Genomic DNA, 23,752 nt, shown 5'->3' on the forward strand with positions numbered 1-23,752 from the left:
TTTTCTGGTGGACGATACTGGGTTTGAACCAGTGACCTCTTCCGTGTCAAGGAAGCGCGCTACCGCTGCGCCAATCGTCCTGACCGGCCTGGGGCCGGGTGAAGCTGGAGCGGACGACGAGGCTCGAACTCGCGACCTCAACCTTGGCAAGGTTGCGCTCTACCAACTGAGCTACGTCCGCACTGTCTCCGCTGGCCTCCCGTTTCCGGAGCGCCTTGGCGACGACGAGAACGTTAGCGGAGGGTGGCGTGGGCGCCAACTCGGGGGTGCGCCCGGGGCTCCGTACGCGGGGAGAGCGGGGCGCGCGTAGTCTCACCGCCATGTTCAAGGTGATGCTCGCCCTCCACCTGCTGACCGCCATCTTCGCGATCGGCCCCCTCGTCCACGCCGTCACGACCGCGTCGCGCGGCCTGCGCCAGAAGGACGCCGTGGCACTGGCCGCGTCGGCCCGGATGGTGAAGATCTACTCGATCGTCTCGGTCGTCGTGGTGATCCTCGGCTTCGGCCTGATGTCGGCGAAGTCGCCGTACACCCACGAGACCACGGCTAGCTTCAGCGAGCCGTGGATCTGGATCTCGACGCTGCTCTGGCTCGTCGCCGTCGGCCTGTGCCACGGCCTGGTGATCCCGCCGCTCGAGAAGGCGGCCGCGGATGTCGAGCTCGCCCCATCGCTCGTCGGCAAGGTCGCCGCCGGCGGTGGCGTCATCGGCATCATCTTCGCCGTCATCGTCTTCCTGATGGTCTACCGCCCGGGCGCCTGAGACTCTTCGGCGGCTCGGTCGGCCGCCCTGCACGCACCGTGCGTCGGCACACGCCGACGCACGGTGTTGCGTTTCAGGGGGACGCGGCCACTGGTTGAGGTGTGTGCGCGGCGAGCCTCGACGCGTCCGTCGTCCCGGTGGGGTCGACGTGGAAGGCCTGGTGGTGGGGGCTGGTCCAGAGGAACTCGCCGGGACTCAGCTGGGTGTACCCCCAGCCGGTGTGGGTCTTGACCCGATGATGCAGCCGGCACAGGGGCGCCAGGTTCGCCGAGGTGGTGGTGCTGCCGTGTTCGTAGGGGTCGATGTGGTCCAGGTCCGCGGAGCGGGCGGTGCGGGTGCAGTGCGGGAACACGCAGATGCGGTTGCGCAGCACGATCTGCTCCCGCAGCGTCGCGGAGGGCTCGTAGCCGCTCGAGACGAGGTCGGTGTTGAGGTCGATCACCGGCCGGATGCTCACCGTCGTGCCGGGGCGGGTGAGCCACGACTGGAGGCGGTCGATCCCGACCACGTAGTCGTCGGAGCCGTGCTCCACATGAGCCACCTCCGGCTCGGCCGCGTTCAGGTGGACGTAGAGGGTCGCAGTGCTGCTGCCGGTGGTGATCTCTCCGGTGGTCAGGTCGAGTGCGAGCTCGCGTCGCGCGATCTCACCCACCGCGAGCGCACACCGGACGTCGAGTGGCTCCTCGGAGCCGTTCAGCAGGAGTTGGTGGGCGGCGCGGGCGATCGCGGTCTCGAAGTCGCGGGCATCCACCACATCCAGGGATGCGCTCAGCCCGGCGCAACCGCCGGTGACGTCGCGGTCATGGACGCTGACGTGGCGGTGCTCGGCAGCAGCGAGCTCCTGGGCCTTTGCTTCTTCGGGGTCGAAGCGTCGGATCGCCTCGGTGATCATGCGTTCGAGGCGCACGATCCCGATCTTGTGCGCCACCGGTGCCACCTGGACATCCACCCAGGCTGCCGCGTCCGGAGACAGGGCGAGGGTCTGGGATGCGATCTGCCGGGCCTTGAACGGCTCCAACGGCCCCGACGCCGTTCGTGCCCACACCAACGGGAGGCGATACCGCAGCTCGAGCACGGTGCCGAGCCAGATCCGGGCCGAGTCGGCCGAGCGGCCCAGGGCGGTGGCGAGCTCGGCGACGGCGAACTCGGTCACCAGCGGCGCCCCCTCACCGGCGATCGCGAGCTCGTGGTCGGTGCCCGGCACCGTCATCGCCCGAGCCAGGGAGTCGGCCGGGTGCAGGTCCGCCCAGTCCAAGGCGAGCCGCATGAGCCGGATCTCGGCCTGGCGAGCGTCCTCGCGCGCATCGCCCATCGCATCCAGGAGTCCGGCCGGGATGTCCCGGTCGAGCTCAAGGGCGAGTGCGGTGGTCATGGTTCGAATCTACGGACAGGGTCCGACAGTTTTGGGCCTCATCGGACCTGTCCAGAGACTTCTTTTCGAATATCTTCTCCGGTCTTTGTTCTGTGCCCCGGGGTTGGTGGCCCGACGGCGCTGTGCTCCTCGGCACCTGCTGTGCCAAGACACTCGAGTGGCATCTACTGTGCCGCTCTTCCCTTGAAATCGTGGCTGGGACCGTCGCCTCCGGTACGCCACCTGCCCACCGGCAGCTGCCGGTGGACGGGTTGGGTGCCCGGGCGACGGGCTTGTGCAAACCATGGAAGAGAAGAGCGGTACAGCGGGTGCCACCTCCCTGTCTTGGCACCGTCCCAGCGTGGGGCACCGTCGCGTCGAGCCACCACGCGTGTGGTCCCGTCCAGAGCGCGAGGGCCAGGTCAGCCGTGCGCGAGGGCCAAGTCAGCCGTGCGGGAAGGCCGAGTCGGTCGTGCGGGAGGGCCTAGTCTGCCCAGGACTTGGCGCGGTCCACGGCCTTGAGCCACTGCGCGTGGCCGGCGTCGGCGCGGGTGCGGTCAGCGGCGGGGGAGAAGCTTCGATCGAGGGTCCAGGTCGCACGCAGCTCGTCGAAGGAGGACCAGAGGCCGACGCCAAGACCTGCCATGAACGCCGCGCCGAGAGCAGTCGTCTCCACGATCGCGGGCCGGGAGACCTCGATGCCGAGCTGGTCGGCCTGGAGTCCGCAGAGCAGGTTGTTCGCGGCCGCACCACCGTCCACCTTCAGCGCCGCGACGGGCGGCATCGTGTCGACCACGTCGCGCACTTCGTACGTGATCGCCTCGAGCGTCGCGCGGACGATGTGGCCGCGGGTCGTGCCGCGGGTGAGACCGACGATGAGCCCGCGGGCGTGCGGGTCCCAGTGTGGCGCGCCCATGCCGGTCAGCGCCGGCACGAACACCACGCCGTCCGAGGACGGGACGGTGCCGGCGATCGCCTCGGTCTCGGCCGCCGACCCGACGATCTGCAGACCGTCGCGCAGCCACTGCACAGCGGCGCCGGTGACGAAGATCGAGCCCTCCAGGGCGTACGTCATCTCGCCCGACGGCGCCCGCCAGGCGGCGGTGGAGAGCAGCCCGGCATCGGAGCGGACCACCTCGGATCCGGTGTTGGTGAGGATGAACGACCCGGTGCCGTAGGTGCACTTCACCTCGCCCACCTCGAAGCAGGTCTGGCCGAAGAGCGCCGACTGCTGATCGCCGGCGATACCCGCGATCGGCAGCGACAGGTCGAGGAAGGAGCGTGCGTCGGTCGTCGCGATCGAGCCCCAGTTGGGCACCAGCTCCGGCAGCGCGTCGCGCGGCACCCCGAAGAGGCCGCACAGCTCATTGGACCAGTCGCCGCCCTCGAGGTCGAAGAGCAGCGTGCGCGAGGCGTTCGATACGTCGGTGACGTGGTGGACGCCTCGGGTCATCCGGGCGATGAGGTACGAGTCGACGGTGCCGACGGCGTAGCGCCCCGACTCGACGTGCGCCCAGGTCTGCGGCTCGTGCTCGCGGATCCAGGCGAGCTTGGTCGCGGAGAAGTAGGGGTCCATCCGCAGACCGGTCAGGTCCGCGACGCGGGCCTCGTGCGAGGCCATCTCGCTGCAGAAGGAGGCCGTACGGCGGTCCTGCCACACGATCGCGCGCCGGGGCGAGCCGAGCGTCTCGCGGTCCCACAGCACCACCGTCTCGCGCTGGTTGGTGATGCCGATGCCGACCAGTGCGGTGCGGTCGAAGCCCTTCAAGGCGGCACGCACCGCCTCGAGCGTCGCCTGCCAGATCTCCTCCGGTGCGTGCTCGACCCATCCCGCCTGGGGGAAGTGCTGGGCGAACTCCTGATAGCCCCGAGCCACGATCCGGCCGTCTCGGGAGACGACGAGCGCGGTGACCCCGGTGGTGCCGGCGTCGATCGCCAGGATGGCGCTGCCGGCCGACGTCACGCGTCGGCTCCCGAGCCGCGGACGATCGCGAGGATGCGCTCATCGATCCACGCGAGGTCGGCCGCGACGCGCATCTCGTAGTTCTCCGTCCCGACCCAGGCCAGGAAGTCCGCCGCCCCCTGCTCCCGGGCGTAGGCCTGGAGCTCCGTCTCGAGCTCCGGCGTGACAGGCACTTTCTCGTCTTCGGTCGAGGCGGTCAGGTAGAGGTCGTTGAGGTCGAGCAGCCGGGTGAGCTCGGGGATCGGCGCGGTGTGGTCGTCGACGCGCAGGTCGACGGCGACGTCGTCCAGGCCGCCGTAGCCGGCGTCCTCGCGCACCACCAGGAGCGCGGCGGACTGTCGACCGCGGGCGTCGCCGCCGGCCTCGTCGCCGGCGCTCAGCGCGGCCAGCAGCCGGCGGGCCAGATCGGGCTCCTCGGCGCTGGCCTGCCAGGCGCGCTCCATCGCGTCCACGACCTCGGGGCCGACCAGGATGTTGCCCTGGATCGCGTAGCCGTCGCCGGTGATGCTGCCCGCCCAGTCGAGGCACGAGGGTCCGGTGTGGGAGGCGGCGTTGCCCTCGACGTCGACGATCCCGACCTGGCGATGATCGCGCTCATCGTCCTCCTCGAGCAGTCGCTGCAGGGCTACCGCCGCGGTGGCGCCGTCGTCGAGGTGGGCCAGCGCCAGGCCCTTGTAGGCCACGTTCGCCATCGCCTGGGTGGCCAGGGCGCCGACCCCGGCGACCGCGGCCGGAACCGCGTTGCCCACGGCCAGGAACCGGGAGGCGACGGCCACACCCCACGACGCGCCGTCGGAGGAGCGAGCCACGATCGAGAACGTCATGGAGCCGAGGCTAGCGGGAACGCCCGAGGTCAATCGAGGCTCACGCCGGGCGCGGTCAGGACGATCCATCCGTCCTCGCGCTCGGCGATCGCCCAGCCGTCGCGGGTCAGCGTCGCGAGGGTGCCGGCGTTGCGCTCGAGGATGGCGGCGCAGCGCACGTCGTACTGCTGGAAGACGCCGACGTACGGCGAACCGGCCTCCAGGATGCTCAGGTCGAGGATCTGCTCGGAGTAGGGGTCCTGGCGGTTGTCCGCGAAGACCTTCACCTGCGGGGTGAACCAGATCAGGTACGCCCCGGAGTCGTAGCTGGTGTAGACGTGGCCGGGGCACGACGCGACGGCCCGCTCGATCGTCGCGTCGATCGGCTTCCAGTTGAGGGACGCGGGTTGGGCGAGGTAGGTCAGCACGATCGCCACCACGCCGGCGCCGGCCGTGCCGGCGAGCAACGCCCGGGCGACGGGCACGGTGTCGTGCGCGCGCTCCTTGTGCTTCGAGGGTCGGAGCAGCTCGATCGCCAAGGGGGCCGCGGCGATCACGAACATCGTCATGTTGCGCCGGGCGTCGATCGCCAGCGGGAGGGTCACGAGGGTCGAGAGCAGCGCGAGCATCACCGGCCAGGTCCGCAGCCGCGCGGGGCGGACGAAGGCCGTCACGGCGACCAGGACCACGACGCCGGCGACCCACGCCCAGAAGGCGCCGCTGTAGAACGTCAGGCCGCGGTAGGACGGCATCCACTCGGTGATCCGGTCCTCGAACGGCCGGCTGCCGGAGGTGAGGACGTAGTGCCACAGCCCCGTGCCCAGCGGCGTCAGCAGCGTGGCGAGAGCACTGAGCGCGGTGACGGCGAGGAGCGGGCGCAGGTACGACCTGCTCGCCTTCGAGAGCAGCGCGGCGAGGCACGCGGAGCCGAGTGCGAGCCCGCCGAAGACCACCCCGCCGTGCATGTTGGCCCAGACCAGCATGACGGGGACGCACCACCACCAGCGCCGCTCGCGCAACAGCCACAGGACCAGGGCGAACCCGAGCATGCTGACCATCTGCGGTCGCAGCGTCCAGCTCCCGACCAGACCCGGGACCGCTGCCAGAAGGACCACGAGATCTGTTCGCCGTACGGTCCCGCAGGCGGTGGACAGCGCCAGGGTGCCGCCCGCGAGCAGGGCGGCCGCGCAGGTGAGCAGCGGCAGCCCGCCGATCGCGTGCACCGGATAGATGACGGCCTGCCAGAGCCACTCGTGATCCGGCCAGGGATCGCCGGCCGCGGTGTAGGAGTAGCGGTCGGTGAGGCTGATCCTGTGGTGGTGCCAGATGTCGCGCCCGGCGCGCAGCGCCCACCACGTGTCGCCTGCGGTCGCGGTGATGCACGCGGCCACCACGGTGCTGACCACCAGGATCAGCCGTCGGGCGAAGTCGGGGAAGGGCATCCCTCGAGTCGACGGCACGGGCGCGACCTTAGTGACTTTCCCGGCGTCGTGGGTCGCATGCGCTCCGGCCGGGCGGGTCGGATTGTAAATAGCGGGATCGCCACGGATGATGTGGCCCATGTCACAACTCACTCGGGCGGCCGCGATCGCGGCCGCCACCGCCGTCGTCCTCGCGCCGACGCTCATCGCCGGCAGCGCGCACGCGGATGCATCGAGCTACCCGAGCAGCGACTCGTTCTACCGCTACAGCGCCGGGAAGCCGTACGTCCCGGACGCGGGGACCACGGCCGGGCAGGTGCTGGACACCCGCACCGTCACACTCCCGATCATGGCCGACCTTCTCAATGCGCTCGGCGCCTCGAACGGGAGCACGACCTACAAGCACTTCTCGATCGACGCCACCCAGCTGCTCTACCGCACCGTGGACGAGGTGGGGAACCCGAGCGCGACCGTCACCACGGTGATCAAGCCGGAGAACCTGCCGACGCCGGTGACGAGCAAGGGCGTGGTCGCCTACCTGAGCTACTACGACGGTCTCAGTGACACCTGCGACCCGAGCTACACGCTGCAGAGCTCCAAGCTCGACGGCGAGAAGGCGGCGATCACCCAGCTGCTCGAGTCGGGCTACACGGTCACCGTTCCCGACTTCGAGGGCGAGGGCCTCGACTGGGCCGCCGGCCACGAGGCGGGCAAGAGCACGCTCGACGCGGTCCGGGCGACCGAGAAGAGCCTGGACCTCCCCGCGGCGACGACCAAGGTCGCTACGGTGGGCTACTCGGGCGGCTCCATCGCCGGTGAGTGGGCCGCCGAGCTCCAGCCGACCTACGCGCCGGACGTGCACCTGATCGGCACCGCCATCGGCGGCGTGCCGGTCAACCTGCGCCACCTCGTGAACTACGTCGACAGCTCCGCTGACGGCGATCGAGACAGTTGGTTCGGCGTCATCCCGGCGGCGACCGTCTCGCTCGGCCGCGCGTACGGCGACGAGACCGCCCAGGCGATCACCTCGCTGCTGAGCGACTACGGCAAGCAGGTCGCCAGCGACGTGTCGACGAAGTGCATCGCGGACTTCTCCAGCAAGTACCCGGGCAAGCACCTGTCCGACCTGGTCACTCCCGGCGTCGACTTCCTCAACGCGGACGCGGTCAAGCCGATCGTCGACGGCCTGACGATGGGCAAGGGCGCCACCCCGACCGCGCCGATGCTGATGATGAACGGTCGCAGCAGCGACGGCATCGGTGACGGCGTCATGGTCGCCGACGACGTGAAGGCACTCGCCGCGAACTACTGCGACCGCGGTGTCGCGGTCGACTACGTCGAGCAGGCCGGTCTGCACAGTGCAGTGGGTCAGTCGTTCATGATCAAGGCGCTCGGTCTGGCTCCCGGCGGGGGCTTCATCGACAAGTGGTTCGCCGGGACGGCGACGCCGGCCGACTACAACTGCGCCCCGCGGGTCATCGGCGACCCGGGGCCTCCGGCGGTGCACGCCACGGTCAAGGGTCACTCGAAGGGCCACCGGGACGTCCTGGTGGTGACGGCATCCCACGCGAACGGCAAGAAGGTCGTGGCGTCTGTCGCCGGCCACAAGAAGGCGGTCGGCCACGGCGTCGTCCGTCACGGCAAGGCGGTCATCAAGGTCACCGACCACAACGGCAACCGGAAGACCCGCTACCAGGTGGTCGTCGGAGGCCTGAAGAAGCACATCACGCTGCGCTGATCAGTCTGCGCTGATCACGCGAGATCCACGACGAGGGCGAGGTGGTCCGACACCGGCAGCCGCCGGACGGATCCCTTCGCCACACCGTCGAACCCGTCCGCCAGGACGTGGTCAAGCTGGGCGGTGGGCGCCTCGACCGGAAAGGTCGGGTGCCCGCCGCCCAGCGGCGTCATCCCGCTGACCCGCGCCGCCTTCTCCGGCGCCATGTTGAGGTCGCCGGTGACCAGCAGCGGGCGGGGCGCGGCCCGCAGCGCGCGTACCAGCGTGCGCAGCTGGTGGCCGTGCCACCAGGGCAGGAACGACAGGTGGGTGGTGGCCACCGTGATCGGTCCCAGCGGCGAGTCGATGCCCGCCGCCATCGCCACCCGCGGCTCCTCGCGGACGAGCGTCGGCAGGCGCCGGCCAGGGAAGCGCATCGGCGCCGGACCCGGCACGACCGGCAGTCGCACCACCTGCCAGGAGTTCACCGGGTGGCGGCTCAGCAGCGCGATGCCGTACGCCGCCGTGTCCGGCTGCTCCTCACCCGTCGCCGCGGTCCAGGTCGCGCCGGGGCTGCCCGCGAGCGCCGCCACGAAGAGGTGATGCTCGGCGCCCATCGCGTCGGCCGCGACCGCCGTCAGGTCGGCCCGCCCGGAGCGGTCCTGGTTGCGGTCCACCTCCTGCAGCGCGACCACGTCGGCGTCGAGGCTGGCGATCGCATCGGCGAAGACCGCGATGTCGACCTCGGCGCGTTCGGGGGAGCGGCCGTGCAGGATGTTGAAGGTCACCAGGCGCACCCTCCACCGGTAACCAGCGCGAGCATGTGGCAACACCGGGAGGGGTATCGGGTGGCATGCCGGACGAGGTACGCCGCGGGCTGCGCGAAGCCCTCAAGACCGTCGCGGTCGCCCTCAAGGAGATCGGGGTCCCGTTCGCCCTCGCCGGCAGCTACGGGCTGTGGGCGCGCGGCGGGCCTGAGCCCGACCACGACGTCGACTTCATGGTCGCCGAGGACGACGCGCCGCGCGTGATGGAGCGGCTCGCCGAGCACGGCCTGCAGGTGGTGCAGCCGCCCGAGGACTGGCTCTTCAAGGTCTTCATCGGCGGCGCGATGGTCGACGTCCTCTACCGGACCAGCAGCCACGCCGTCACCCGCCGCCACTTCGACGGCGTCGACGAGCTCGAGGTCGAGTCGGTCGCCATGCCGGTCCTGTCGGCGACCACCCTGACGATCGATCGGATGCTGGCGATGGAGGAGCACGCCTGCAACCTGTCCGCGGCGCTGCCTGCCGCCCGCGCGGTGCGCGAGCAGATCGACTGGGCGCGGGTGCGCCAGGCGGTCGAGGAGAACCCGTACGCCTCCGCGTTCCTCTACCTCCTCGATCGGCTGAGCATCACGGACTGAGCATCACCGACTGCGTCTCACCGGCCGCGGCATCACGGGCCGAGGCATCACGGGATCAGCACGACCTTGCCCGAGGCGTGGTTCTCGGCGACGAACCGGTGCGCCTCGCGCACGTCGCGCAGCGGCACCTCCTTGACCACCCGCACCTTCAGGCGGCCCTCGCCGGCGAGGCGCGCCAGGGGAGCGCGGGCCGCGGCGCGGATCTCGGTACCCGGGTCCGCGCCCGGCGCACCGCCGAGCGCCTTGATCCCCGCGCCGAGGCTGGCCGGCGACACCACGATCGTCGCGATCCGGTCGCGGTCGACGAGCTCCAGCGACGTCGCCAGTGACTCGTCGCTGCCGGCCGCGTCGACGACCGCCGTCGGACGCCCGAGGTCCTCGGCCGCGGCGAGGATCCGCTCGCGAAGACCATCGCCGTACGCGATCGGCACCGCGCCCAGCGACCGCAGCAGGTCGTGGTTGCGGGGCGATGCGGTGCCGAGGACGCGCGCTCCACGCTCGACGGCGAGCTGGATGACCGCCTGGCCGACCGCGCCGGCGGCGCCGTGCAGCAACACCACGTCGCCCTCGCCGACCCCGGTGACCTCGAGCGCGTGCACCGCCGTCACGCCGGCCAAGAGCAGCCCGGAAGCCTCGGCCCAGGGGAGGGCGGCGGGCTTCGGCACCACGTCGGCCGCCGGCACGACCACCGCGGAGGCGTAGCCGCCGCTGATCCGGAAGGCGATCACCTCGTCGCCCACGGACACCGTCGAGACGTCGGGCCCGATCGCCTCGACCACGCCGGCGACCTCGTAGCCGAGCCGGAACGGCACCGGGCCTCCGCCGCGCATGCCCTGCCGGATCTTGAGATCGACCGGGTTCACCCCGATCGCCTTCACGACCAGCCGGACCTGTCCGGGACCCGGAGCGGGCAGCTCCTCCTCCCGCAGGCCGAGAACGTTCTCGTCGCCGTACGCGTCGGCGCTGACATAGGTCGCGGTGAGAGGAGTCACGATTCGGGTCATGTCCACGGCAACTAACCGAGTGGTGGTGGCATTCCAGCCGCGCGTACCCTAGCCGCGTGATCCCGTCGCTTGAAGAGCTCCACAAGATCGGCGCCGCCCAGCAGCCGACCTACCCCGACCAGGCTGCGCTCGACGCCGCCGTGGATCGGCTCCGTGTGCTTCCGCCGCTGGTCTTTGCGGGCGAGTGCGACGGGCTCAAGTCGAAGATCGCCGCCGCCTCGCGCGGCGAGGCGTTCATCCTGCAGGGCGGCGACTGCGCCGAGACCTTCATCGACGCCACCGCCGACAACACCCGCAACAAGCTGCGGGTGCTGCTGCAGATGGCCGTCGTGCTCACGTACGCCGCCTCGGTGCCGGTCGTGAAGATCGGCCGCCTCGCGGGCCAGTACGCCAAGCCGCGCAGCAGCGACCTGGAGACCCGGGTCCTGGACGGCGAGGAGGTGACCCTGCCGGCCTACCGCGGTGACGCGGTCAACGGCTTCGAGTTCACCCCCGAGTCCCGCATCCCCGACCCGCAGCGCCTGCTCGACGTCTACCACGCGTCTGCCTCCACGCTGAACCTCGTGCGCGCCTTCACCACCGGCGGCTACGCCGACCTGCGCCAGGTGCACGCGTGGAACTCCGAGTTCGTCGCGAGCAGCCCGGTGGGCGCGCGCTACGAGGCGATGGGCAAGGAGATCGATCGCGCGCTGACCTTCATGAAGGCGATCGGCGCCAACCCCGACGAGTTCCACCGGGTCGACTTCTACTCCTCGCACGAGGCGCTCCTGATGGAGTACGAGCACGCGATGACGCGGATCGACTCGCGCACCGAGGACCCGTACAACGTCTCGGGCCACTTCGTCTGGATCGGCGAGCGCACCCGCCAGCTCGACGGCGCGCACGTCGAGTACTTCCGCCACATCAAGAACCCGATCGGCTGCAAGCTCGGCCCGACGGCCACCGCCGACGACGCCCTCCAGCTCGCCGCCAAGCTCAACCCGGAGAACGAGGAGGGTCGCCTGACCTTCATCACCCGCTTCGGTGTGGACAAGATCCGCGACGGACTGCCGCCGCTGGTCGAGAAGGTCACCGCCGAGGGAGTCAAGGTCGCGTGGATCAGCGACCCGATGCACGGCAACACCTTCTCCGCGTCCAACGGCTACAAGACGCGCCGCTTCGAGGACGTCCTCGGCGAGGTGCAGGGGTTCTTCGACGTGCACAAGGCGCTCGGCACGGTCCCGGCCGGCATCCTGGTGGAGAACACCGGCGACGACGTCACCGAGATCGTCGGCGGCGGCGAGGAGCTCTCCGAGGAGGGCCTGGCCCGCCGGTACGAGTCGGTCGTCGACCCGCGCCTCAACCGCGTGCAGTCCCTCGAGATGGCCTTCCAGGTCGCCGAGCTCCTGCGTCGTTGACCGGTCTCGATACGTCGCCGCTCGTCCCTCGCAGCGACTACTCGACCCGCGGGATGTCGTTGGTCGAGTAGCGAGCGCAGCGAGCGTATCGAGACCCGCCCGAGTGCCCACTCGACCCGCGATAACTGACCTCTCGGGCGTTGTTAGGGTGTCGGCGTGATCGATCTGCGCTCCGACACCGTGACCAGGCCGACCGAGGCGATGCGTGCGGCGATGGCCCACGCGGAGGTCGGTGACGACGTCTACGGCGAGGACCCGACCGTACGCGCGCTCGAGGAGCGGGTGGCCGGGCTCTTCGGCAAGGAGGCGGCGCTCTTCACCGCCACCGGCTCGCTGGCCAACGTGCTCGCGGTGCGCACCCTGGTCGAGCCGGGCCAAGAGGTGCTCTGCGAGTCGGCGGCGCACATCGCCCGCGCCGAGCTCGGCGCCCACGGGGCGATCTCCGGGATCACGATGCGCACCTGGCACCACCCGCGCGGCCAGATCGACCTGTCGCAGATCGAGACGCTCTTCGCGCCCGACCTCGGGCCGTACTTCGTCCAGACCAGGGCGATCGCGGTCGAGAACACCCACAACTTCGCCGGCGGCGCGGTGCTGCCGCTCGAGGACCTCCGGGCGCTGCGCTCCTACGCCGACGGCGTCGGCGCCGCGATCCACCTCGACGGCGCCCGCATCTGGAACGCGCACGTCGCCACCGGCACCCCGTTGGGCACGTACGGCGAGATCGCCGACGTGCTGGCCGTCTGCCTCTCGAAGGGGCTCGGTGCCCCGGTCGGGTCGCTCGTCGTCGGCTCGGCCGCGGCGATCGCCGAGTCGCGGGTGCGCCGCAAGCGGATGGGTGGCGGCATGCGCCAGGTCGGCATCCTGGCCGCGGCGGGCCTGCACGCCCTCGACCACCACGTCGAGCGGCTCGCCGACGACCACACCCACGCCCGGCTGCTCGCCGAGGCCTGCGGTGTCGACCCGGCCGGGGTCGACACCAACATCGTGGTCGTCCCGCGCGAGGACGCCCCGGGCTTCGTCGCGGCCGCGCGCGAGCAGGACGTGCTGATCAGCGCGGTCGGGCCGAAGGCCGTACGGATCGTCACCCACCTCGACATCGGCAAGGCCGACGCGGAGCGCGCCGCGGCGATCCTGGCGAGGCTCTGATCAGTCCCGCGACCAGCGGAACTGCATGATCTCCTCGCCGTCCTGCAGCTGGGAGCGGGTGCCGGCGTCGGCGAAGCCGGCGGCGAGCAGCACCCGCTGGCCGCGTCGGTTGTCGGCACGGGTCCAGGCCGAGAGCCGCTCCCACGAGCGGCACTGCAGGTCTCGCAGCAGCTTGGTGCCGACGCCCGAGCCCCAGACGGCGGGATCGACGTAGAGCATCGCGACGTGGCCGGTGCCGGCCTCGGGCTCGTTGTGGTCGACGAAGCTCTCCGCGAGCAGGACGCCGGCGGGCCGGGTGCCGTAGTGGGCCAGCAGGAGCAGCTCGGCACGCTCGATCTTCTCCCGCACCCGGCTGGCGCGCAGCTCGCCGGCGGGCCGACGGCGAGCGTGGTTGGCCGCGCGCCACACGCGCATCGCCAGCTCGCGGTCCTCCGGCGTCTCGACGACGTCGATCAGGATCCGGGGCACGCCTGAAGGTTAGCGAGTCGCCCCGCGCGGCCGATCAGCGCAAGAGCAGGAAGAACCCGAGCAGCAGCACGACCGTGATCGCGGCCAGGGCGGCGAGGACGGTCGTCCGCCAGCGGGAGGCGGGCTCGCCCAGCGCCGCGGCGATCGCGTGGCCGGTCGTCGTGCTGGACAGTGCGGGGAGCCGCACGCTGGTCAGGTCGTCGCTCACCCGCGGCAGCGTGGCGGTCGCGGCGCCGCCCTCGGCGCTCTCGGCCCACAGAGGGTAGCGGGCGTTGCCCGGGTTCTCGTGCCCGCACTTCGCACAGAACCGGCCGCGCTCCAGACCCCGGCCGAGCTCCTTGCCACACCGTCCGCAGAACTCCATGGAATGAGCCTCCCCTTGAACGCGTCTCTGAAACCAGCCACCGTGGGCTACCGGTCAGAGAACGCTTCGTGACGTGATCGGTTACTGATGGTCGGGGCACCGCCTACTGGGCCGGGTGCAGGACCTCGGCCTCGACCTTGCGCCGGGGCGCGAGCTCGACCAGGAGCATCGCGCCCAGCACCATCAGGCCGCCGATCACCATCCGCCCGGTGAGTGACTCGCCCCCGAAGAGGACGGCGAAGAGCGCGGCGAAGACCGGCTCCATCGACATGATCACCGCGGAGCGGGTCGGGGGCAGGTGGGCCTGCGCCCAGACCTGGGCGAGCATGCCGAGGGCACCGACGATGACGGCCATGTACGCCATCCGCGCCCAGTCGGGCCCGTTGTCGGGCAGGGTGACGCCGCCGGGCGCGGCGCTGACCAGGCAGACCACCGCGATCACGAGGAGCTGCACGATCGTGGAGCCCATCGCGCTCTCGGGCGTCGACCAGGCGCCGAGGCCGCAGATGTGCAGCGCGTAGAGCACCGCAGAGACGAGCACCAGGAGCTCGCCGTTGCCGACCTCGAGCCCGCGCAGCGAGAGCACCGCCATGCCGCCGGTCGCCAGGAACACCGCGGCCCACGCTGCGCCCGGGATCCGCTGTCGCAGCAGCGGCGCGGCGAGCAGCGGCGTCATCACGACGTACAGGCCGGTGACGAAGCCAGCGGTCGAGGCGGGCGTACGGTCCAGGCCGAGGGTCTGCAGGATCTGCGCGAGACCGTAGATCACGCCCAGCCCGATGCTCTGCCACAGCGCGGCCCGCGAGAGCCGCAGGACCGACCGGGGAGCGACCGCCAGCAGGACCAGCGCCGCGATCGCGAAGCGGACGCCGAGGTAGTCGACGACCGGCACCCGCTGGACCAGGTCCTTGGTCATGAAGAAGGTCGAGCCCCACCCCATGGTGAGCGCGAGCAGGGCGAGCGCACCGAGGGTCTCGGTGCGCGTGTCGCGGTTCGTCACGCCCCGACCAGCGCCTCGGCGCGCAGCTGCTTGAGCAGCGGGATGTCGGGGGTGTCGGGGTCGCCCGAGCTCGGCGTCTCGAGGATGAACGGCACGCCGTCGGTCGCCGGGTGGGCGAAGAGGTCGCGGAACGCGTCGGCACCGATGTGGCCCTGGCCGATGTTCTCGTGCCGGTCCTTGAAGGCGCCCCGGACGTCCATCGAGTCGTTGGCGTGGATCAGACGGAGCCGGCCCTCGCCGCCGATCTCCACGATCCGGTCGAGGGTCGCCGCGACGCCGCCGGGCTCGTCGAGCGGCGCACCGGCCGCGAAGACGTGACAGGTGTCGAGGCAGATCCCCGCCTTGGGGTGCAGGTCGAGGGCGCCGAGGTAGGCGCTCAGGTCCTCGACGCCCGCGCACAGCGAGCGGCCCTGGCCCGCGGTCGGCTCCAGCAGCAGCCACGGGCCGTCGTCGCCGAGGGTGTCGAGCACCGGCATCAGCGCCTCACGGACCTGCCGGAGCGCGGCCACATGCTGTGCCTCGGCGTCGCCCTCGGTCGACACGAACGATCCGGTGTGGACCACGACGCCCTCGGCGCCGATCTCGGCGGCTCGCGTGAGGTTGTGCGCGACCACGGCGGCCGACTTCTCGTAGGTCGCCGGCGTGGGGGAGCCGAGGTTCACCAGGTAGGGGGCGTGCACGTACGCGCGGTAGCCGCGCGTCTCGACCTCCGTACGGAAGGCCCTGTCCTGGCCCGGGTTGCCCGCCGACAGCGCCCAGCCACGGGGGTTGCCGACGAAGATCTGCAGCGTCTCGCAGCCCAGCTCGTCGGCGGTGGTCAGCGCTCCGGCGCGAAGGCCTTTGCCGACGGGAACATGGGAGCCGATGGGGTTGCGCACAGGCGCGAACTTTACCGACTCAGAACAGCGAGAGCGTCACCGTCGAGCCCACCCGGACCTGCTCGCCCGAGCCCGGGTTGACCGAGATCACGTAGCCGAGGCCGGCGTAGAACGGGGACTTGTCCACCTCGACCTTGAGCCCGAGCGCCTCGAGCTTCGCGCGGGCGTCGTCCTCCCCGCTGCCGCGCAGGCCGCCCGGGATGGTGACCATCGGCGGGCCGTCGGAGATCAGCAGCGTGACGGTGTCGCCGCGGTAGAGCGTGCCGGTTCCGGGGGATTGGCTGATGACCTTGCCCTCGTCGACCTTGTCGCTGAAGTCGGTGTCGGTCTTGACGACCAGGCCGGCCCGCTCGAGCGTCTTCTTCGCCTGCTCGCCGGACTTGCCGACCCAGCTCGCGACATGGATCGGCTTGCGCCCCTTGCTGACGGTGACCGTGACGGCGGTGCCGGGACGCAGCACGGTGCCGGCCTTGGGTGCGGTGCCGATGACGTGGCCGTCGGGGACCGTGTCGGACCAGGCCTCGACCGGATCCGGCACGTCCATCTTGATGGCGGTGAGCGCGGCCTTGGCGTCGGTGAAGGACTTCCCTGCCACGACGGGCACGGGGTACTCCTCGATGCCCTTGGAGATCGTGATCGTGACGGTGCCGCCGTCGAGCACGCGGTCGCCCGCGGCCGGGTCGGAGGCCATCACACGGCCCTTGGCGACGGTGTCGGAGTAGGCCGGGGGCGCCACCTTCACGTGCAGCCCGGCCGCCTCGAGCTTGGACTGTGCCTGGGCCTGGGTCAGCTGGAGCACGCCCGGGGCGTCGGCGTAGCGGCCGAAGCCGAACCACCATGCGCCGACGCCGACCGCGACGGCCAGCAGCAGGGCCAGGACGAACAGCACGGGTCCGCGACGCCTCCGCCGCGGCTTCCCCGCCCTCGCCGACGTCGGCGGGACGGGCGTGCCGCCGGAGCGGCTCATGTTCGGCGTGGTCCGGTCGACCTGCTGGGTGCGATCGCCGACGGACGACGTCGTGTCGCGGATCAGCATCGTCTCGGTCGCCTCGGCCCCGCCGCCGACCCGTACGGGCAGGGCGAGATCGGCCACCAGCGCCGGATCGTCGACGACGCCGGTTGCCAGCGCGTGCTGGACCCGGCGCAGCTGGTGCAGCAGGACCCCGGCGTCGGCCGGGCGGAGGGAGCGGTCGCGGGCGGTGGCACGGGCGACGAGCGCGTCGACGTACGCCGGAAGCCCGGGCACGGTGCGCGACGGCGGCGGCACGTCGGCGTGGACGTGCTTGTAGGCCACCTGGATCGGGGTCTCGCCGGCGTGCGGCTTGGTGCCGGTGAGGAGCTCGTAGAGCAGGACGCCGGCTGCGTAGACGTCCGCGCGGGCGTCGGCCGTGCCGTCGGTGACCAGCTCGGGAGCGAGGTAGGAGACGGTGCCGATGAGCACGCCGGTCGAGGTGTGCTGGGTCTCGGAGCTGACCGCACGCGCCAGGCCGAAGTCGGCGACCTTGATCTGGCGGCCGTCGGAGGAGATGAGGACGTTCTCCGGCTTCACGTCGCGGTGCACCAGGCCGGCACGGTGGGCGGCGGCGAGCGCGCCCAGCACCGGCTCCATCACGGCGAGAGCCTTGCGCGGCGGCATCGGAGCCTCCGCGATGACGGTGTCGCGCAGGGTGTGGCCGGGCACGTACTCCATCGCCAGGAACGTGATGGTGCCGTCGGCAGAGTGGTCGGAGCCCTGGTCGTAGACCGCCACCACGTTCGGGTGGGCCAGGCGGGCGGCGGCGCGCGCCTCCCGGACGAACCGCGCGGCGAACGCGTTGTCGCTGGTCCCGTCGCTGTGCCCGTCACCGAGACCGGCGTGCATGATCTTGATCGCCACGGTGCGGTCGAGCCGGTCGTCGTGTGCGGTGTAGACCGACGCCATCCCACCGCGCGCGATCCGGCTGGTGATCCGGTAGCGGCGGTCGAGGGTGCGCCCGATCATCGGATCCTGCGTGCGCGCGTCGTCGCGCGCACGAGCACGCCCGTCTGGCTGCACGTGGAAACCCTCCTGCTATCCGGCCGGGACTGTTTCTCCCTGGGGAAGGGGACCGGAGACCCCATCGTACGGAGCGGTGAGCGAGTTTCCCGCCACGACACGTGAGGTGACAGAGTGAGGGCATGTCCGAGCAGAAGACCCTCGCCGACCACAACCTCGCCGAGCTCGTCACCGAGTGGATCGACTGGGCGCAGGCCGGGAAGCTCCTCGGCATCACCCCCGCGACCGTGCGCACGATGGTCCGCGAGCACCAGCTCGCCGCCGCCGTCCCGAACCCGGGGGAGAAGGGGGCCGGCCAGCGCGTGCCCGCCCTGTTCATCCAGGACGCCCTGCCGGTCAAGGGCCTGCCGGGCCTGTTGACGATGATGCACGACAACGGGTACGACGACCGCGAGATCATCGCCTGGCTCTTCCTCGACCAGGACCTGCCGGGGCGTCCGATCGATGCGCTGCGCGAGAACCGCGGCTCCGAGGTGAAGCGGCGCGCTCAGGCGCTCGCGTTCTGAGGCCGGCGGGCCGATGAGGATCCGGCGATGAGCCTGGCCGCGCTGCTGGCGCGCGAGCTCCCGCTCGGGGTCTACCGGCTCCCGGGTCCGTACGACGGCGAGCAGGTCGAGCGGCTGGCCCTCGACGCCGGCTGGCTCTTCGCGCCGGCCTGGGGCGCCGGCACCCAGCGCGACATGCTGGCGGCCCTCGGCGACGCGCTCGGTCTCGGCGACCACGCCGGCCGCAACCTCGACGCGCTCGCCGACTGCCTGCGCGACCTGGTCGGCGACACCCTGCTGATGTGGGCCGACTGGGCCGTCCTGGCCGAGAAGGACCCCGCCGGCCTCGGGGCGATCGTGGACGTGCTCGGCTCGGCCGAGCGGCTCGCGGTGGTCCTGGTGGGCGGTGGACCCGAGATCGGCGTACCGGCTCTGGGGCGCTAGCCGCGCTGCTGGTTCGTCGAGGTATGCAGCCCGACCGACGCTTCCCGTGCGGAGCTCACCGTGGGGAGTGCGGGTTCGCCTGCATACCTTGATCGACCGTCACAGCGCGCGCTGCGTCGCGGCCGCGGCCAGACCGCGCAGCACCTCGCGGGCGTACGGGTCGATCGGTGCCGCCTCGAGCGCTGCGACCGCCTCATCGGTCAGCTCGGTGATCGTCTCCTCGACCTGCGCCTCGGCACCCGAGTCGGTGATGATCCGCCGAAGCCGGTCGACCGCGGCCTCGCTCAGCGGGCGTCCGAGGGAGTGGTCCAGCAGCTCGGCGTCGGCGTCGGAGGCGCCGGCCAGCGCATGGGCGACCAGGACCGTCCGCTTGCCCTCGACCAGGTCGTCGCCGGCCGGCTTGCCGGTCGTCGCCGGGTCGCCGAAGACGCCGAGCAGGTCGTCCCGCAGCTGGAAGGCCTCGCCCAGGGGCAGGCCGAAGGCGCTCAGTGCCTCCAGGTCCGTGGGCGAGGCGCCGGCCAGGGCGGCGCCGATGTGCAGCGGCCGCTCGATGGAGTACTTGGCCGACTTGTAGCGCAGCACCGTCATCGCGGTGTCGACGTCGGCGAACCCGCGGGCCTGGACCGACACGTCGAGGAACTGGCCGGCGATGACCTCGCTGCGGGTGATGTCGAAGAGCCGGAGCGCCGCGAGGCTGCGCTCGACCGGGAAGCCGGAGCCGCGCAGCATCTCGTCGGCCCACGCCTGGAGCAGGTCGCCGAGCAGGATCGCTCCGGCGGCGCCGTACTGCTCGGGCGAGCCGCGCCAGCCCGCCTCGCGGTGCTGCGTCTCCAGCACGCGGTGGGAGGACGGGCGTCCGCGGCGGGTGTCGGAGGCGTCCATGTAGTCGTCGTGGACCAGCGCCGAGGCGTGCAGCAGCTCGAGCGAGGCGCAGGCCCGGACGAGGGCTGCGTCGTCCTGGGCGATCGCGTCGGGGGCGAGCGCGCGGTGGCCCCAGTGGCAGAACGCCGCCCGGAACCGCTTGCCGCCGGTGACCGAGACCCGGGCCTGCTCGAGCAGTCGCTCCGCGTCCGACCCGAGCGGTGCGAGCAGGCTGCCCTGGGCCGCGAGGAAGTCGTCGAGCGTCGCCTGGACGCTGCTGCGGAATCCGTCGGCGTCCCACGTGGTGCTCACGAAGCCACCCTATCCGGCTCCCACTCGTAGAATTCGGCCATGGTCGCCCCTGTCACGAACCGCATCGCCGAGCGTCTACGCACCGGTCAGCGGTCGTTCTCCTTCGAGTTCTTCCCGCCGAAGGACGAGGACGGCGAGCTGCAGCTGTGGAAGGCGATCGAGGCGCTCGAGCCGTACGCCCCCTCGTTCGTCTCCGTCACCTACGGCGCCGGCGGCTCCAGCCGCGACAACACCATCCGGGTCACCAGCCGGATCGCGCGCGAGACCAACCTGCTGCCGATGGCGCACCTGACGATCGTGGGGCACACCGTCGAGGAGATCGACGCGGTCCTCGACGAGTACGTCGCCTCCGGGATCGAGAACGTGCTCCTCCTGCGCGGCGACCCGAAGGGCGGCCCGACGCAGGAGTGGACCCCGACGCCGGGCGGGCTGAGCTATGCCGCCGAGCTGGTGGAGCGCGTGTCGGCGAAGCGCGACTTCGGCATCGGCGTGGCCGCCTTCCCGGAGCGGCACCCCGCGTCGCCGTCGATCGACTTCGACGCCGACGTGCTGGCCGCCAAGGCCCGCGCGGGGGCGGAGTTCGCGATCACCCAGATGTTCTACCGGACCGAGGACTACTTCGCGCTGGTGGAGCGGGTGCGCGAGCGCGGTGTCGACATCCCCATCCTCCCGGGCATCATGCCGATCCTGAACCTCGCCGCGATCAAGCGACAGGGCGAGCTGATCGGCACCTCGGTGCCCGAGCACGTCATCGCGCGGATCGAGCAGCACGGTGACGACGCGGCGGCGGTGCGCTCCGAGGGCATCGCGATCGCGGCCGAGATGTGCGAGGAGCTGCTCGCCGGCGGCGCCCCCGGCCTGCACTTCATCACCCTCAACCGCTCGACGGCGACGCTGGAGATCTTCGAGCGGCTCAACGTCCGCGTCTGAGCCGGGCCCCTGCCGCTGAGTACACCTAAGTGCGGTCCGGCGTCGCCCTCCGAGCGTGGCGCTGGCTCGACGTGCAAACTTCGGTGGACCCTCCGGCAGGCGAGCTCAGCCGAGGCGCCCGACGACCGCGTACGCCGCCAACTGCTGCTTGTGTCCGTCCTGGTTGAGCTCCAGCACTCGGAATCGCGGCCAGATGTAGCTCTCGCGGAGCGATGACCTGCGGACCCATCGCATGGTGACGCGGCCCGGCGCCCATGACTCGATCTGTGCCCCGTGTCTCCGGTCGTATCTCGTCGGAGTGAACGTGACGGACCCGTCATCGGCGACGACGAGCCGTCCAGCACGACCCTTGAACCGTCCGTCGCGACCGAACCTCACCCATGCCGCTCCGCGGACGTCTCCGCCTGCGTAGAGCGTGCGGAGCTTGTGTCGGGTCCGCCAGTACCAGGCCCAGACCACGAGGGTGACCGCCGCGATGGCGATCGCGGCGGCGATCAACCGGGATGCCGCGTCACCGGAGGGCACGTGAGCGACCTTATCCATCGGGCTCCCCGGCGACTCAGGCGCGGAGGTCACCGCCGCCGGTGTCGGTGGTGATCGCCTGGGCGACCAGGGCCGCGGAGAGGCCGACGAACGGCAGCCCGGCCCCCGGCGTCGCGTGCGCGCCGGCGGCGTAGAGGCCGGGGACGGGCGTCGTGGGTCCGAGGCGCTGGTGGACGGTGTTGCGTCCCGCCCAGAGCAGCCCGTACGGCGAGCCGCCCCAGCGACCCACCAGCTCGCGCGGGCCGAGGTCGACCCGGCTGACGACCTGCTCGCGCACGTCGAGCCGGTGCCGGGCCAGGGCGATGGTGACGTCCTCCAGCAGCCGGCCGCGGACGTGGACGGTCCAGGTGTCACCGGCCGAGCGGACCACCATGTACGGATCGCCGTGCAGCACGATCTCGGGGGCGGGCAGCTCGGGTGCCTCGGAGAGCCCCAGGTGGAAGATCTGCGGCGGCATCGCGGGCAGGGTCTTGTCGGCGTACCGCTCGGTGAGCGGCAGCCGGCGCGGGTCGATGGCGGCGACGACGTACTCCGCCTCGATCTCCGCGTCGCCGTCCGGTCCGGTGACGGCGACGGCGACGACGCGTCCGTCGCGCAGCACCACGTCGCGTGCAGCGACGCCGGTCAGCACCGCGACCCTGCGGGTCTCGAGTCGCGCGGTCATCAGCCCGGCGAGACGGTGCATGCCACCGGGGAAGGTCCACACGCCGAAGCGCTGCTCGAGGTAGTGCACCAGCCCTGCCCAGGCCGGGACGTCGCGCGGGTTGTGACCCTCGGCTTCGAGCGGATAGCCCGCCATCATCCGCAGTCGCTTGTCGCGGAAGGAGCGCCGGATCCGCTTGGCCAGCGTCTCGCGCGAGTCGAGCCGTGCCGCCACCTCGGGAGGGAGGGCCCCGGGCGTCCACGGCACCTCGAAGTAGTGCTGGCGCAGCACCTCCCAGTCCGCGGCGTAGGAGTCGACGAAGTCGGTCCACTGCCGTCCGAAGCCCTTGCCGAGGTCGTCGAGCGCGGCGATCTGAGCCGCCCGCGACGCCGGCATCAGCAACCGCGAGCGGTCCTCGAAGCGGTGCTCGCGGACGATCGCCAGCGGCTCCAGCTCGAGCTCCCGCTCGAGCGGGCGACCGGACTTGCGGAACAGGTCGCGCATCACCGCGGGCAGCAGCGTGGTGGCCGGGCCGCCGTCCCAGGTGAAGCCGTCCTGGGTCACCGGGGCGAGTGCGCCGCCGAGCCGGTCGGACGCCTCGAGCAGCGTCACCTCGTGGCCGAGCTTCGCCAGCCGGGCCGCCGAGGCCATGCCGCCGTACCCGCCACCGATCACCACTACCCGCGCCACCCGCGGAACGTTAGCGGGTGAGCGATCCGGTCGGACGCCGCGGAGCGGGTCGGTCAGTCCACCGCCAGCTCGGTCGCGCCGGTCATGGTGCGCAGCTCGTCGTAGGTCGTGGAGAAGACCGAGGCCGGGTGACCGGCGGCCGCCCACACGACCGGGTACGCGGCGAGCGCGCGGTCCAGGTAGGTCGGGACCGGCGCCGGGTGGCCCAGCGGCGAGACGCCGCCGATGACCTGTCCGGTGTGCTCGCGGACGAACTCGGGGGAGGCCCGCTTGAGCTTCGGCACGCCGATCCGTGACGCCGCCAGGGCGACGTCGACGCGGTGCGCCCCCGAGGTCAGGATCAGCACCGGCTTACGGGCGCCGCCGTCCACGTCGACCGCCTCGAAGAGCAGGCTGTTCGCGATCGCGCCGACCTCACAACCGAGTGCCTCGGCCGCCAGTGCCGCCGTATGGGCGGAGTCGGGCAGAATGATGATGTCGCCCGTACCGCCCCGCGCCTGGTGCGCAGCTCGGAACCCGGCGATCGAGGCATGTTCGGTGGTCACCCCTCGGACCCTACCCAGGGCCGGGAGCGTGTGATCGAAGCAGGAGGAGACACGTGGACGAGCGACCGGTCGAGCTGACGTACGCACTGCGAGCACTGCTCGCGCTGGTCGTGGTCGGCGGTCTCACGGTGCTCTTCGTGGTGCTCTTCCGCGACTCGCTGCAGACCGCATGGGCCAAGGGCAACCCGGCGACCCGCGAGCTGTTCGAGGGCGGTGGGCTCGACGCGGTCCGCTCCGGCAGCGTGAAGCCGCCGCACTTCGTCGCCCCCGCGGTCACGCTCTACGTCGTGATGCTCGGGCTGCTGTGGGTGCTCGCCAGCTTCCTGCGCAACGGGTTCGAGTGGGGCCGGATCGGGATCACGGTGCTGCTGCTCGGCTCGGCCATCGCCAGCATCGGCGCGATCCTCACCGCCCCGCCGATGCTCTTCGTGATCTGCACCGCCGTCGCCATCCTGATCGGCGCTAGCGTGCTCACGTTGATGTGGCTGCCGCCCGTCACCCAGTACATCCACCCGCGTCCGGCAGCCGCGCCGGCGGCCGCGGCCGTATCCGTCCCGGAGATCACGGAGAACCGATGAGTGGA

Annotated in this window: 24 protein-coding genes and 2 tRNA genes; 9 read left to right on the top strand and 17 right to left on the bottom strand. The window is 71.6% G+C overall.

Features of this window, described 5'->3' with window-relative positions; translation table 11 throughout:
- Positions 1 to 5: 5 nt before the first annotated feature.
- Both ACZ5L9_RS13995 and ACZ5L9_RS14000 read right to left on the bottom strand, forming a co-directional pair.
- Positions 6 to 80: transfer RNA gene (locus tag ACZ5L9_RS13995), tRNA-Val, on the bottom strand.
- A gap of 25 nt (positions 81 to 105) precedes the next feature.
- Positions 106 to 181 (bottom strand) — tRNA-Gly (locus ACZ5L9_RS14000).
- A 139-nt stretch (positions 182 to 320) separates the two neighbouring features.
- On the opposite strand from ACZ5L9_RS14000, the gene ACZ5L9_RS14005 reads away from it, so the two are divergent.
- On the top strand, positions 321 to 761 hold the full coding sequence (locus ACZ5L9_RS14005; protein ID WP_464528770.1) for a hypothetical protein: 441 nt from the start codon (positions 321 to 323) through the stop codon (positions 759 to 761).
- A 73-nt stretch (positions 762 to 834) separates the two neighbouring features.
- Here the strand turns inward: ACZ5L9_RS14005 and ACZ5L9_RS14010 are convergent, their stop codons facing one another.
- The 4 genes from ACZ5L9_RS14010 to ACZ5L9_RS14025 all read right to left on the bottom strand — a co-directional run bounded on the left by ACZ5L9_RS14010 (position 835) and on the right by ACZ5L9_RS14025 (position 6,338).
- Entirely contained in the window at positions 835 to 2,133 is a 1,299-nt protein-coding gene (locus ACZ5L9_RS14010; RefSeq protein WP_464528772.1) for an HNH endonuclease signature motif containing protein, read from the bottom strand.
- A 463-nt stretch (positions 2,134 to 2,596) separates the two neighbouring features.
- Positions 2,597 to 4,075, bottom strand: a complete 1,479-nt coding sequence (locus tag ACZ5L9_RS14015) for an FGGY family carbohydrate kinase (RefSeq protein ID WP_464528773.1) — start codon at positions 4,073 to 4,075, stop codon at positions 2,597 to 2,599.
- The gene (locus ACZ5L9_RS14020; protein WP_464528775.1) at positions 4,072 to 4,899 is read right to left on the bottom strand and encodes a DUF1028 domain-containing protein; all 828 of its coding nucleotides are present in this window, start codon (positions 4,897 to 4,899) and stop codon (positions 4,072 to 4,074) included. The genes ACZ5L9_RS14015 and ACZ5L9_RS14020 overlap by 4 nt, the downstream gene beginning before the upstream one ends.
- Before the next feature lie 29 nt (positions 4,900 to 4,928).
- Positions 4,929 to 6,338 (bottom strand): hypothetical protein, encoded by a 1,410-nt coding sequence (locus ACZ5L9_RS14025; RefSeq protein ID WP_464528776.1) that lies wholly within the window; start codon positions 6,336 to 6,338, stop codon positions 4,929 to 4,931.
- 100 nt (positions 6,339 to 6,438) lie between these two features.
- On the opposite strand from ACZ5L9_RS14025, the gene ACZ5L9_RS14030 reads away from it, so the two are divergent.
- The gene (locus ACZ5L9_RS14030) at positions 6,439 to 8,037 is read left to right on the top strand and encodes a lipase family protein (RefSeq protein WP_464528779.1); all 1,599 of its coding nucleotides are present in this window, start codon (positions 6,439 to 6,441) and stop codon (positions 8,035 to 8,037) included.
- A gap of 14 nt (positions 8,038 to 8,051) precedes the next feature.
- Here ACZ5L9_RS14030 and ACZ5L9_RS14035 read toward each other — a convergent pair whose 3' ends face one another.
- Positions 8,052 to 8,804 (bottom strand): endonuclease/exonuclease/phosphatase family protein, encoded by a 753-nt coding sequence (locus ACZ5L9_RS14035; protein ID WP_464528782.1) that lies wholly within the window; start codon positions 8,802 to 8,804, stop codon positions 8,052 to 8,054.
- Between the two features lie 65 nt (positions 8,805 to 8,869).
- Here ACZ5L9_RS14035 and ACZ5L9_RS14040 point away from each other — a divergent pair, with 65 nt between their 5' ends.
- A complete protein-coding gene (locus tag ACZ5L9_RS14040; RefSeq protein WP_464528784.1) occupies positions 8,870 to 9,421 on the top strand; it encodes a nucleotidyltransferase domain-containing protein in 552 nt (183 codons plus the stop codon).
- 47 nt (positions 9,422 to 9,468) lie between these two features.
- Here the strand turns inward: ACZ5L9_RS14040 and ACZ5L9_RS14045 are convergent, their stop codons facing one another.
- A complete protein-coding gene (locus tag ACZ5L9_RS14045) occupies positions 9,469 to 10,413 on the bottom strand; it encodes an NADP-dependent oxidoreductase (protein ID WP_464528786.1) in 945 nt (314 codons plus the stop codon).
- A 68-nt stretch (positions 10,414 to 10,481) separates the two neighbouring features.
- Between ACZ5L9_RS14045 and ACZ5L9_RS14050 the strand changes: the two genes are divergently transcribed.
- Both ACZ5L9_RS14050 and ACZ5L9_RS14055 read left to right on the top strand, forming a co-directional pair.
- Complete coding sequence (locus ACZ5L9_RS14050) at positions 10,482 to 11,822, top strand: class II 3-deoxy-7-phosphoheptulonate synthase (RefSeq protein ID WP_464528788.1); 1,341 nt, start codon at positions 10,482 to 10,484, stop codon at positions 11,820 to 11,822.
- 156 nt (positions 11,823 to 11,978) lie between these two features.
- On the top strand, positions 11,979 to 12,971 hold the full coding sequence (locus ACZ5L9_RS14055) for a threonine aldolase family protein (protein WP_464528790.1): 993 nt from the start codon (positions 11,979 to 11,981) through the stop codon (positions 12,969 to 12,971).
- On the opposite strand, the gene ACZ5L9_RS14060 is transcribed toward ACZ5L9_RS14055, so the two are convergent.
- From ACZ5L9_RS14060 to pknB, 5 genes are all read right to left on the bottom strand, one after another.
- Positions 12,972 to 13,439 carry an N-acetyltransferase family protein gene (locus ACZ5L9_RS14060; RefSeq protein ID WP_464528792.1) on the bottom strand — a complete coding sequence of 156 codons (468 nt, stop codon included), beginning with the start codon at positions 13,437 to 13,439 and terminating at the stop codon, positions 12,972 to 12,974. It abuts the gene before it with no gap.
- Between the two features lie 34 nt (positions 13,440 to 13,473).
- The gene (locus ACZ5L9_RS14065) at positions 13,474 to 13,803 is read right to left on the bottom strand and encodes a hypothetical protein (protein WP_464528794.1); all 330 of its coding nucleotides are present in this window, start codon (positions 13,801 to 13,803) and stop codon (positions 13,474 to 13,476) included.
- A 103-nt stretch (positions 13,804 to 13,906) separates the two neighbouring features.
- On the bottom strand, positions 13,907 to 14,803 hold the full coding sequence (locus tag ACZ5L9_RS14070) for a DMT family transporter (protein ID WP_464528796.1): 897 nt from the start codon (positions 14,801 to 14,803) through the stop codon (positions 13,907 to 13,909).
- Positions 14,800 to 15,681, bottom strand: coding sequence for a deoxyribonuclease IV (locus ACZ5L9_RS14075; protein ID WP_464528798.1), 882 nt, complete (start codon positions 15,679 to 15,681; stop codon positions 14,800 to 14,802). The genes ACZ5L9_RS14070 and ACZ5L9_RS14075 overlap by 4 nt, the downstream gene beginning before the upstream one ends.
- Before the next feature lie 19 nt (positions 15,682 to 15,700).
- Complete coding sequence (pknB, locus tag ACZ5L9_RS14080; RefSeq protein WP_464528799.1) at positions 15,701 to 17,716, bottom strand: Stk1 family PASTA domain-containing Ser/Thr kinase; 2,016 nt, start codon at positions 17,714 to 17,716, stop codon at positions 15,701 to 15,703.
- A gap of 122 nt (positions 17,717 to 17,838) precedes the next feature.
- On the opposite strand from pknB, the gene ACZ5L9_RS14085 reads away from it, so the two are divergent.
- Both ACZ5L9_RS14085 and ACZ5L9_RS14090 read left to right on the top strand, forming a co-directional pair.
- The gene (locus tag ACZ5L9_RS14085; RefSeq protein WP_464528800.1) at positions 17,839 to 18,222 is read left to right on the top strand and encodes an Rv2175c family DNA-binding protein; all 384 of its coding nucleotides are present in this window, start codon (positions 17,839 to 17,841) and stop codon (positions 18,220 to 18,222) included.
- 27 nt (positions 18,223 to 18,249) lie between these two features.
- Positions 18,250 to 18,645, top strand: coding sequence for a barstar family protein (locus ACZ5L9_RS14090; protein WP_464528801.1), 396 nt, complete (start codon positions 18,250 to 18,252; stop codon positions 18,643 to 18,645).
- A 99-nt stretch (positions 18,646 to 18,744) separates the two neighbouring features.
- Here ACZ5L9_RS14090 and ACZ5L9_RS14095 read toward each other — a convergent pair whose 3' ends face one another.
- The gene (locus ACZ5L9_RS14095) at positions 18,745 to 19,818 is read right to left on the bottom strand and encodes a polyprenyl synthetase family protein (protein WP_464528802.1); all 1,074 of its coding nucleotides are present in this window, start codon (positions 19,816 to 19,818) and stop codon (positions 18,745 to 18,747) included.
- A 39-nt stretch (positions 19,819 to 19,857) separates the two neighbouring features.
- Between ACZ5L9_RS14095 and metF the strand changes: the two genes are divergently transcribed.
- Positions 19,858 to 20,748: a methylenetetrahydrofolate reductase [NAD(P)H] gene (gene metF, locus ACZ5L9_RS14100; RefSeq protein WP_464528803.1), complete on the top strand. Its 891-nt coding sequence runs from the start codon at positions 19,858 to 19,860 to the stop codon at positions 20,746 to 20,748.
- Between the two features lie 105 nt (positions 20,749 to 20,853).
- Here metF and ACZ5L9_RS14105 read toward each other — a convergent pair whose 3' ends face one another.
- Genes ACZ5L9_RS14105 through ACZ5L9_RS14115 form a run of 3 tightly spaced genes read right to left on the bottom strand, consistent with a single transcriptional unit; the run spans position 20,854 to position 23,169 of the window.
- Complete coding sequence (locus ACZ5L9_RS14105; protein ID WP_464528804.1) at positions 20,854 to 21,273, bottom strand: hypothetical protein; 420 nt, start codon at positions 21,271 to 21,273, stop codon at positions 20,854 to 20,856.
- A 34-nt stretch (positions 21,274 to 21,307) separates the two neighbouring features.
- Positions 21,308 to 22,624: a phytoene desaturase family protein gene (locus tag ACZ5L9_RS14110; RefSeq protein WP_464528805.1), complete on the bottom strand. Its 1,317-nt coding sequence runs from the start codon at positions 22,622 to 22,624 to the stop codon at positions 21,308 to 21,310.
- A 53-nt stretch (positions 22,625 to 22,677) separates the two neighbouring features.
- Positions 22,678 to 23,169 (bottom strand): YbaK/EbsC family protein, encoded by a 492-nt coding sequence (locus ACZ5L9_RS14115; protein ID WP_464528806.1) that lies wholly within the window; start codon positions 23,167 to 23,169, stop codon positions 22,678 to 22,680.
- A gap of 53 nt (positions 23,170 to 23,222) precedes the next feature.
- Here ACZ5L9_RS14115 and ACZ5L9_RS14120 point away from each other — a divergent pair, with 53 nt between their 5' ends.
- Positions 23,223 to 23,747: a hypothetical protein gene (locus ACZ5L9_RS14120; protein WP_464528807.1), complete on the top strand. Its 525-nt coding sequence runs from the start codon at positions 23,223 to 23,225 to the stop codon at positions 23,745 to 23,747.
- Positions 23,748 to 23,752 lie beyond the last annotated feature (5 nt).

The sequence above is a fragment of the Nocardioides sp. JCM 18998 genome (genome assembly GCF_055391535.1).

Coding starts and splice junctions, on each gene's coding strand:
- ACZ5L9_RS14005 (WP_464528770.1), top strand. CDS start 321: ATGTTCAAGGTGATGCTCGCCCTCCACCTGCTGACCGCCATCTTCGCG.
- ACZ5L9_RS14010 (WP_464528772.1), bottom strand. CDS start 2,133: ATGACCACCGCACTCGCCCTTGAGCTCGACCGGGACATCCCGGCCGGA.
- ACZ5L9_RS14020 (WP_464528775.1), bottom strand. CDS start 4,899: ATGACGTTCTCGATCGTGGCTCGCTCCTCCGACGGCGCGTCGTGGGGT.
- ACZ5L9_RS14030 (WP_464528779.1), top strand. CDS start 6,439: ATGTCACAACTCACTCGGGCGGCCGCGATCGCGGCCGCCACCGCCGTC.
- ACZ5L9_RS14040 (WP_464528784.1), top strand. CDS start 8,870: ATGCCGGACGAGGTACGCCGCGGGCTGCGCGAAGCCCTCAAGACCGTC.
- ACZ5L9_RS14065 (WP_464528794.1), bottom strand. CDS start 13,803: ATGGAGTTCTGCGGACGGTGTGGCAAGGAGCTCGGCCGGGGTCTGGAG.
- ACZ5L9_RS14085 (WP_464528800.1), top strand. CDS start 17,839: ATGTCCGAGCAGAAGACCCTCGCCGACCACAACCTCGCCGAGCTCGTC.
- ACZ5L9_RS14090 (WP_464528801.1), top strand. CDS start 18,250: ATGAGCCTGGCCGCGCTGCTGGCGCGCGAGCTCCCGCTCGGGGTCTAC.
- metF (WP_464528803.1), top strand. CDS start 19,858: ATGGTCGCCCCTGTCACGAACCGCATCGCCGAGCGTCTACGCACCGGT.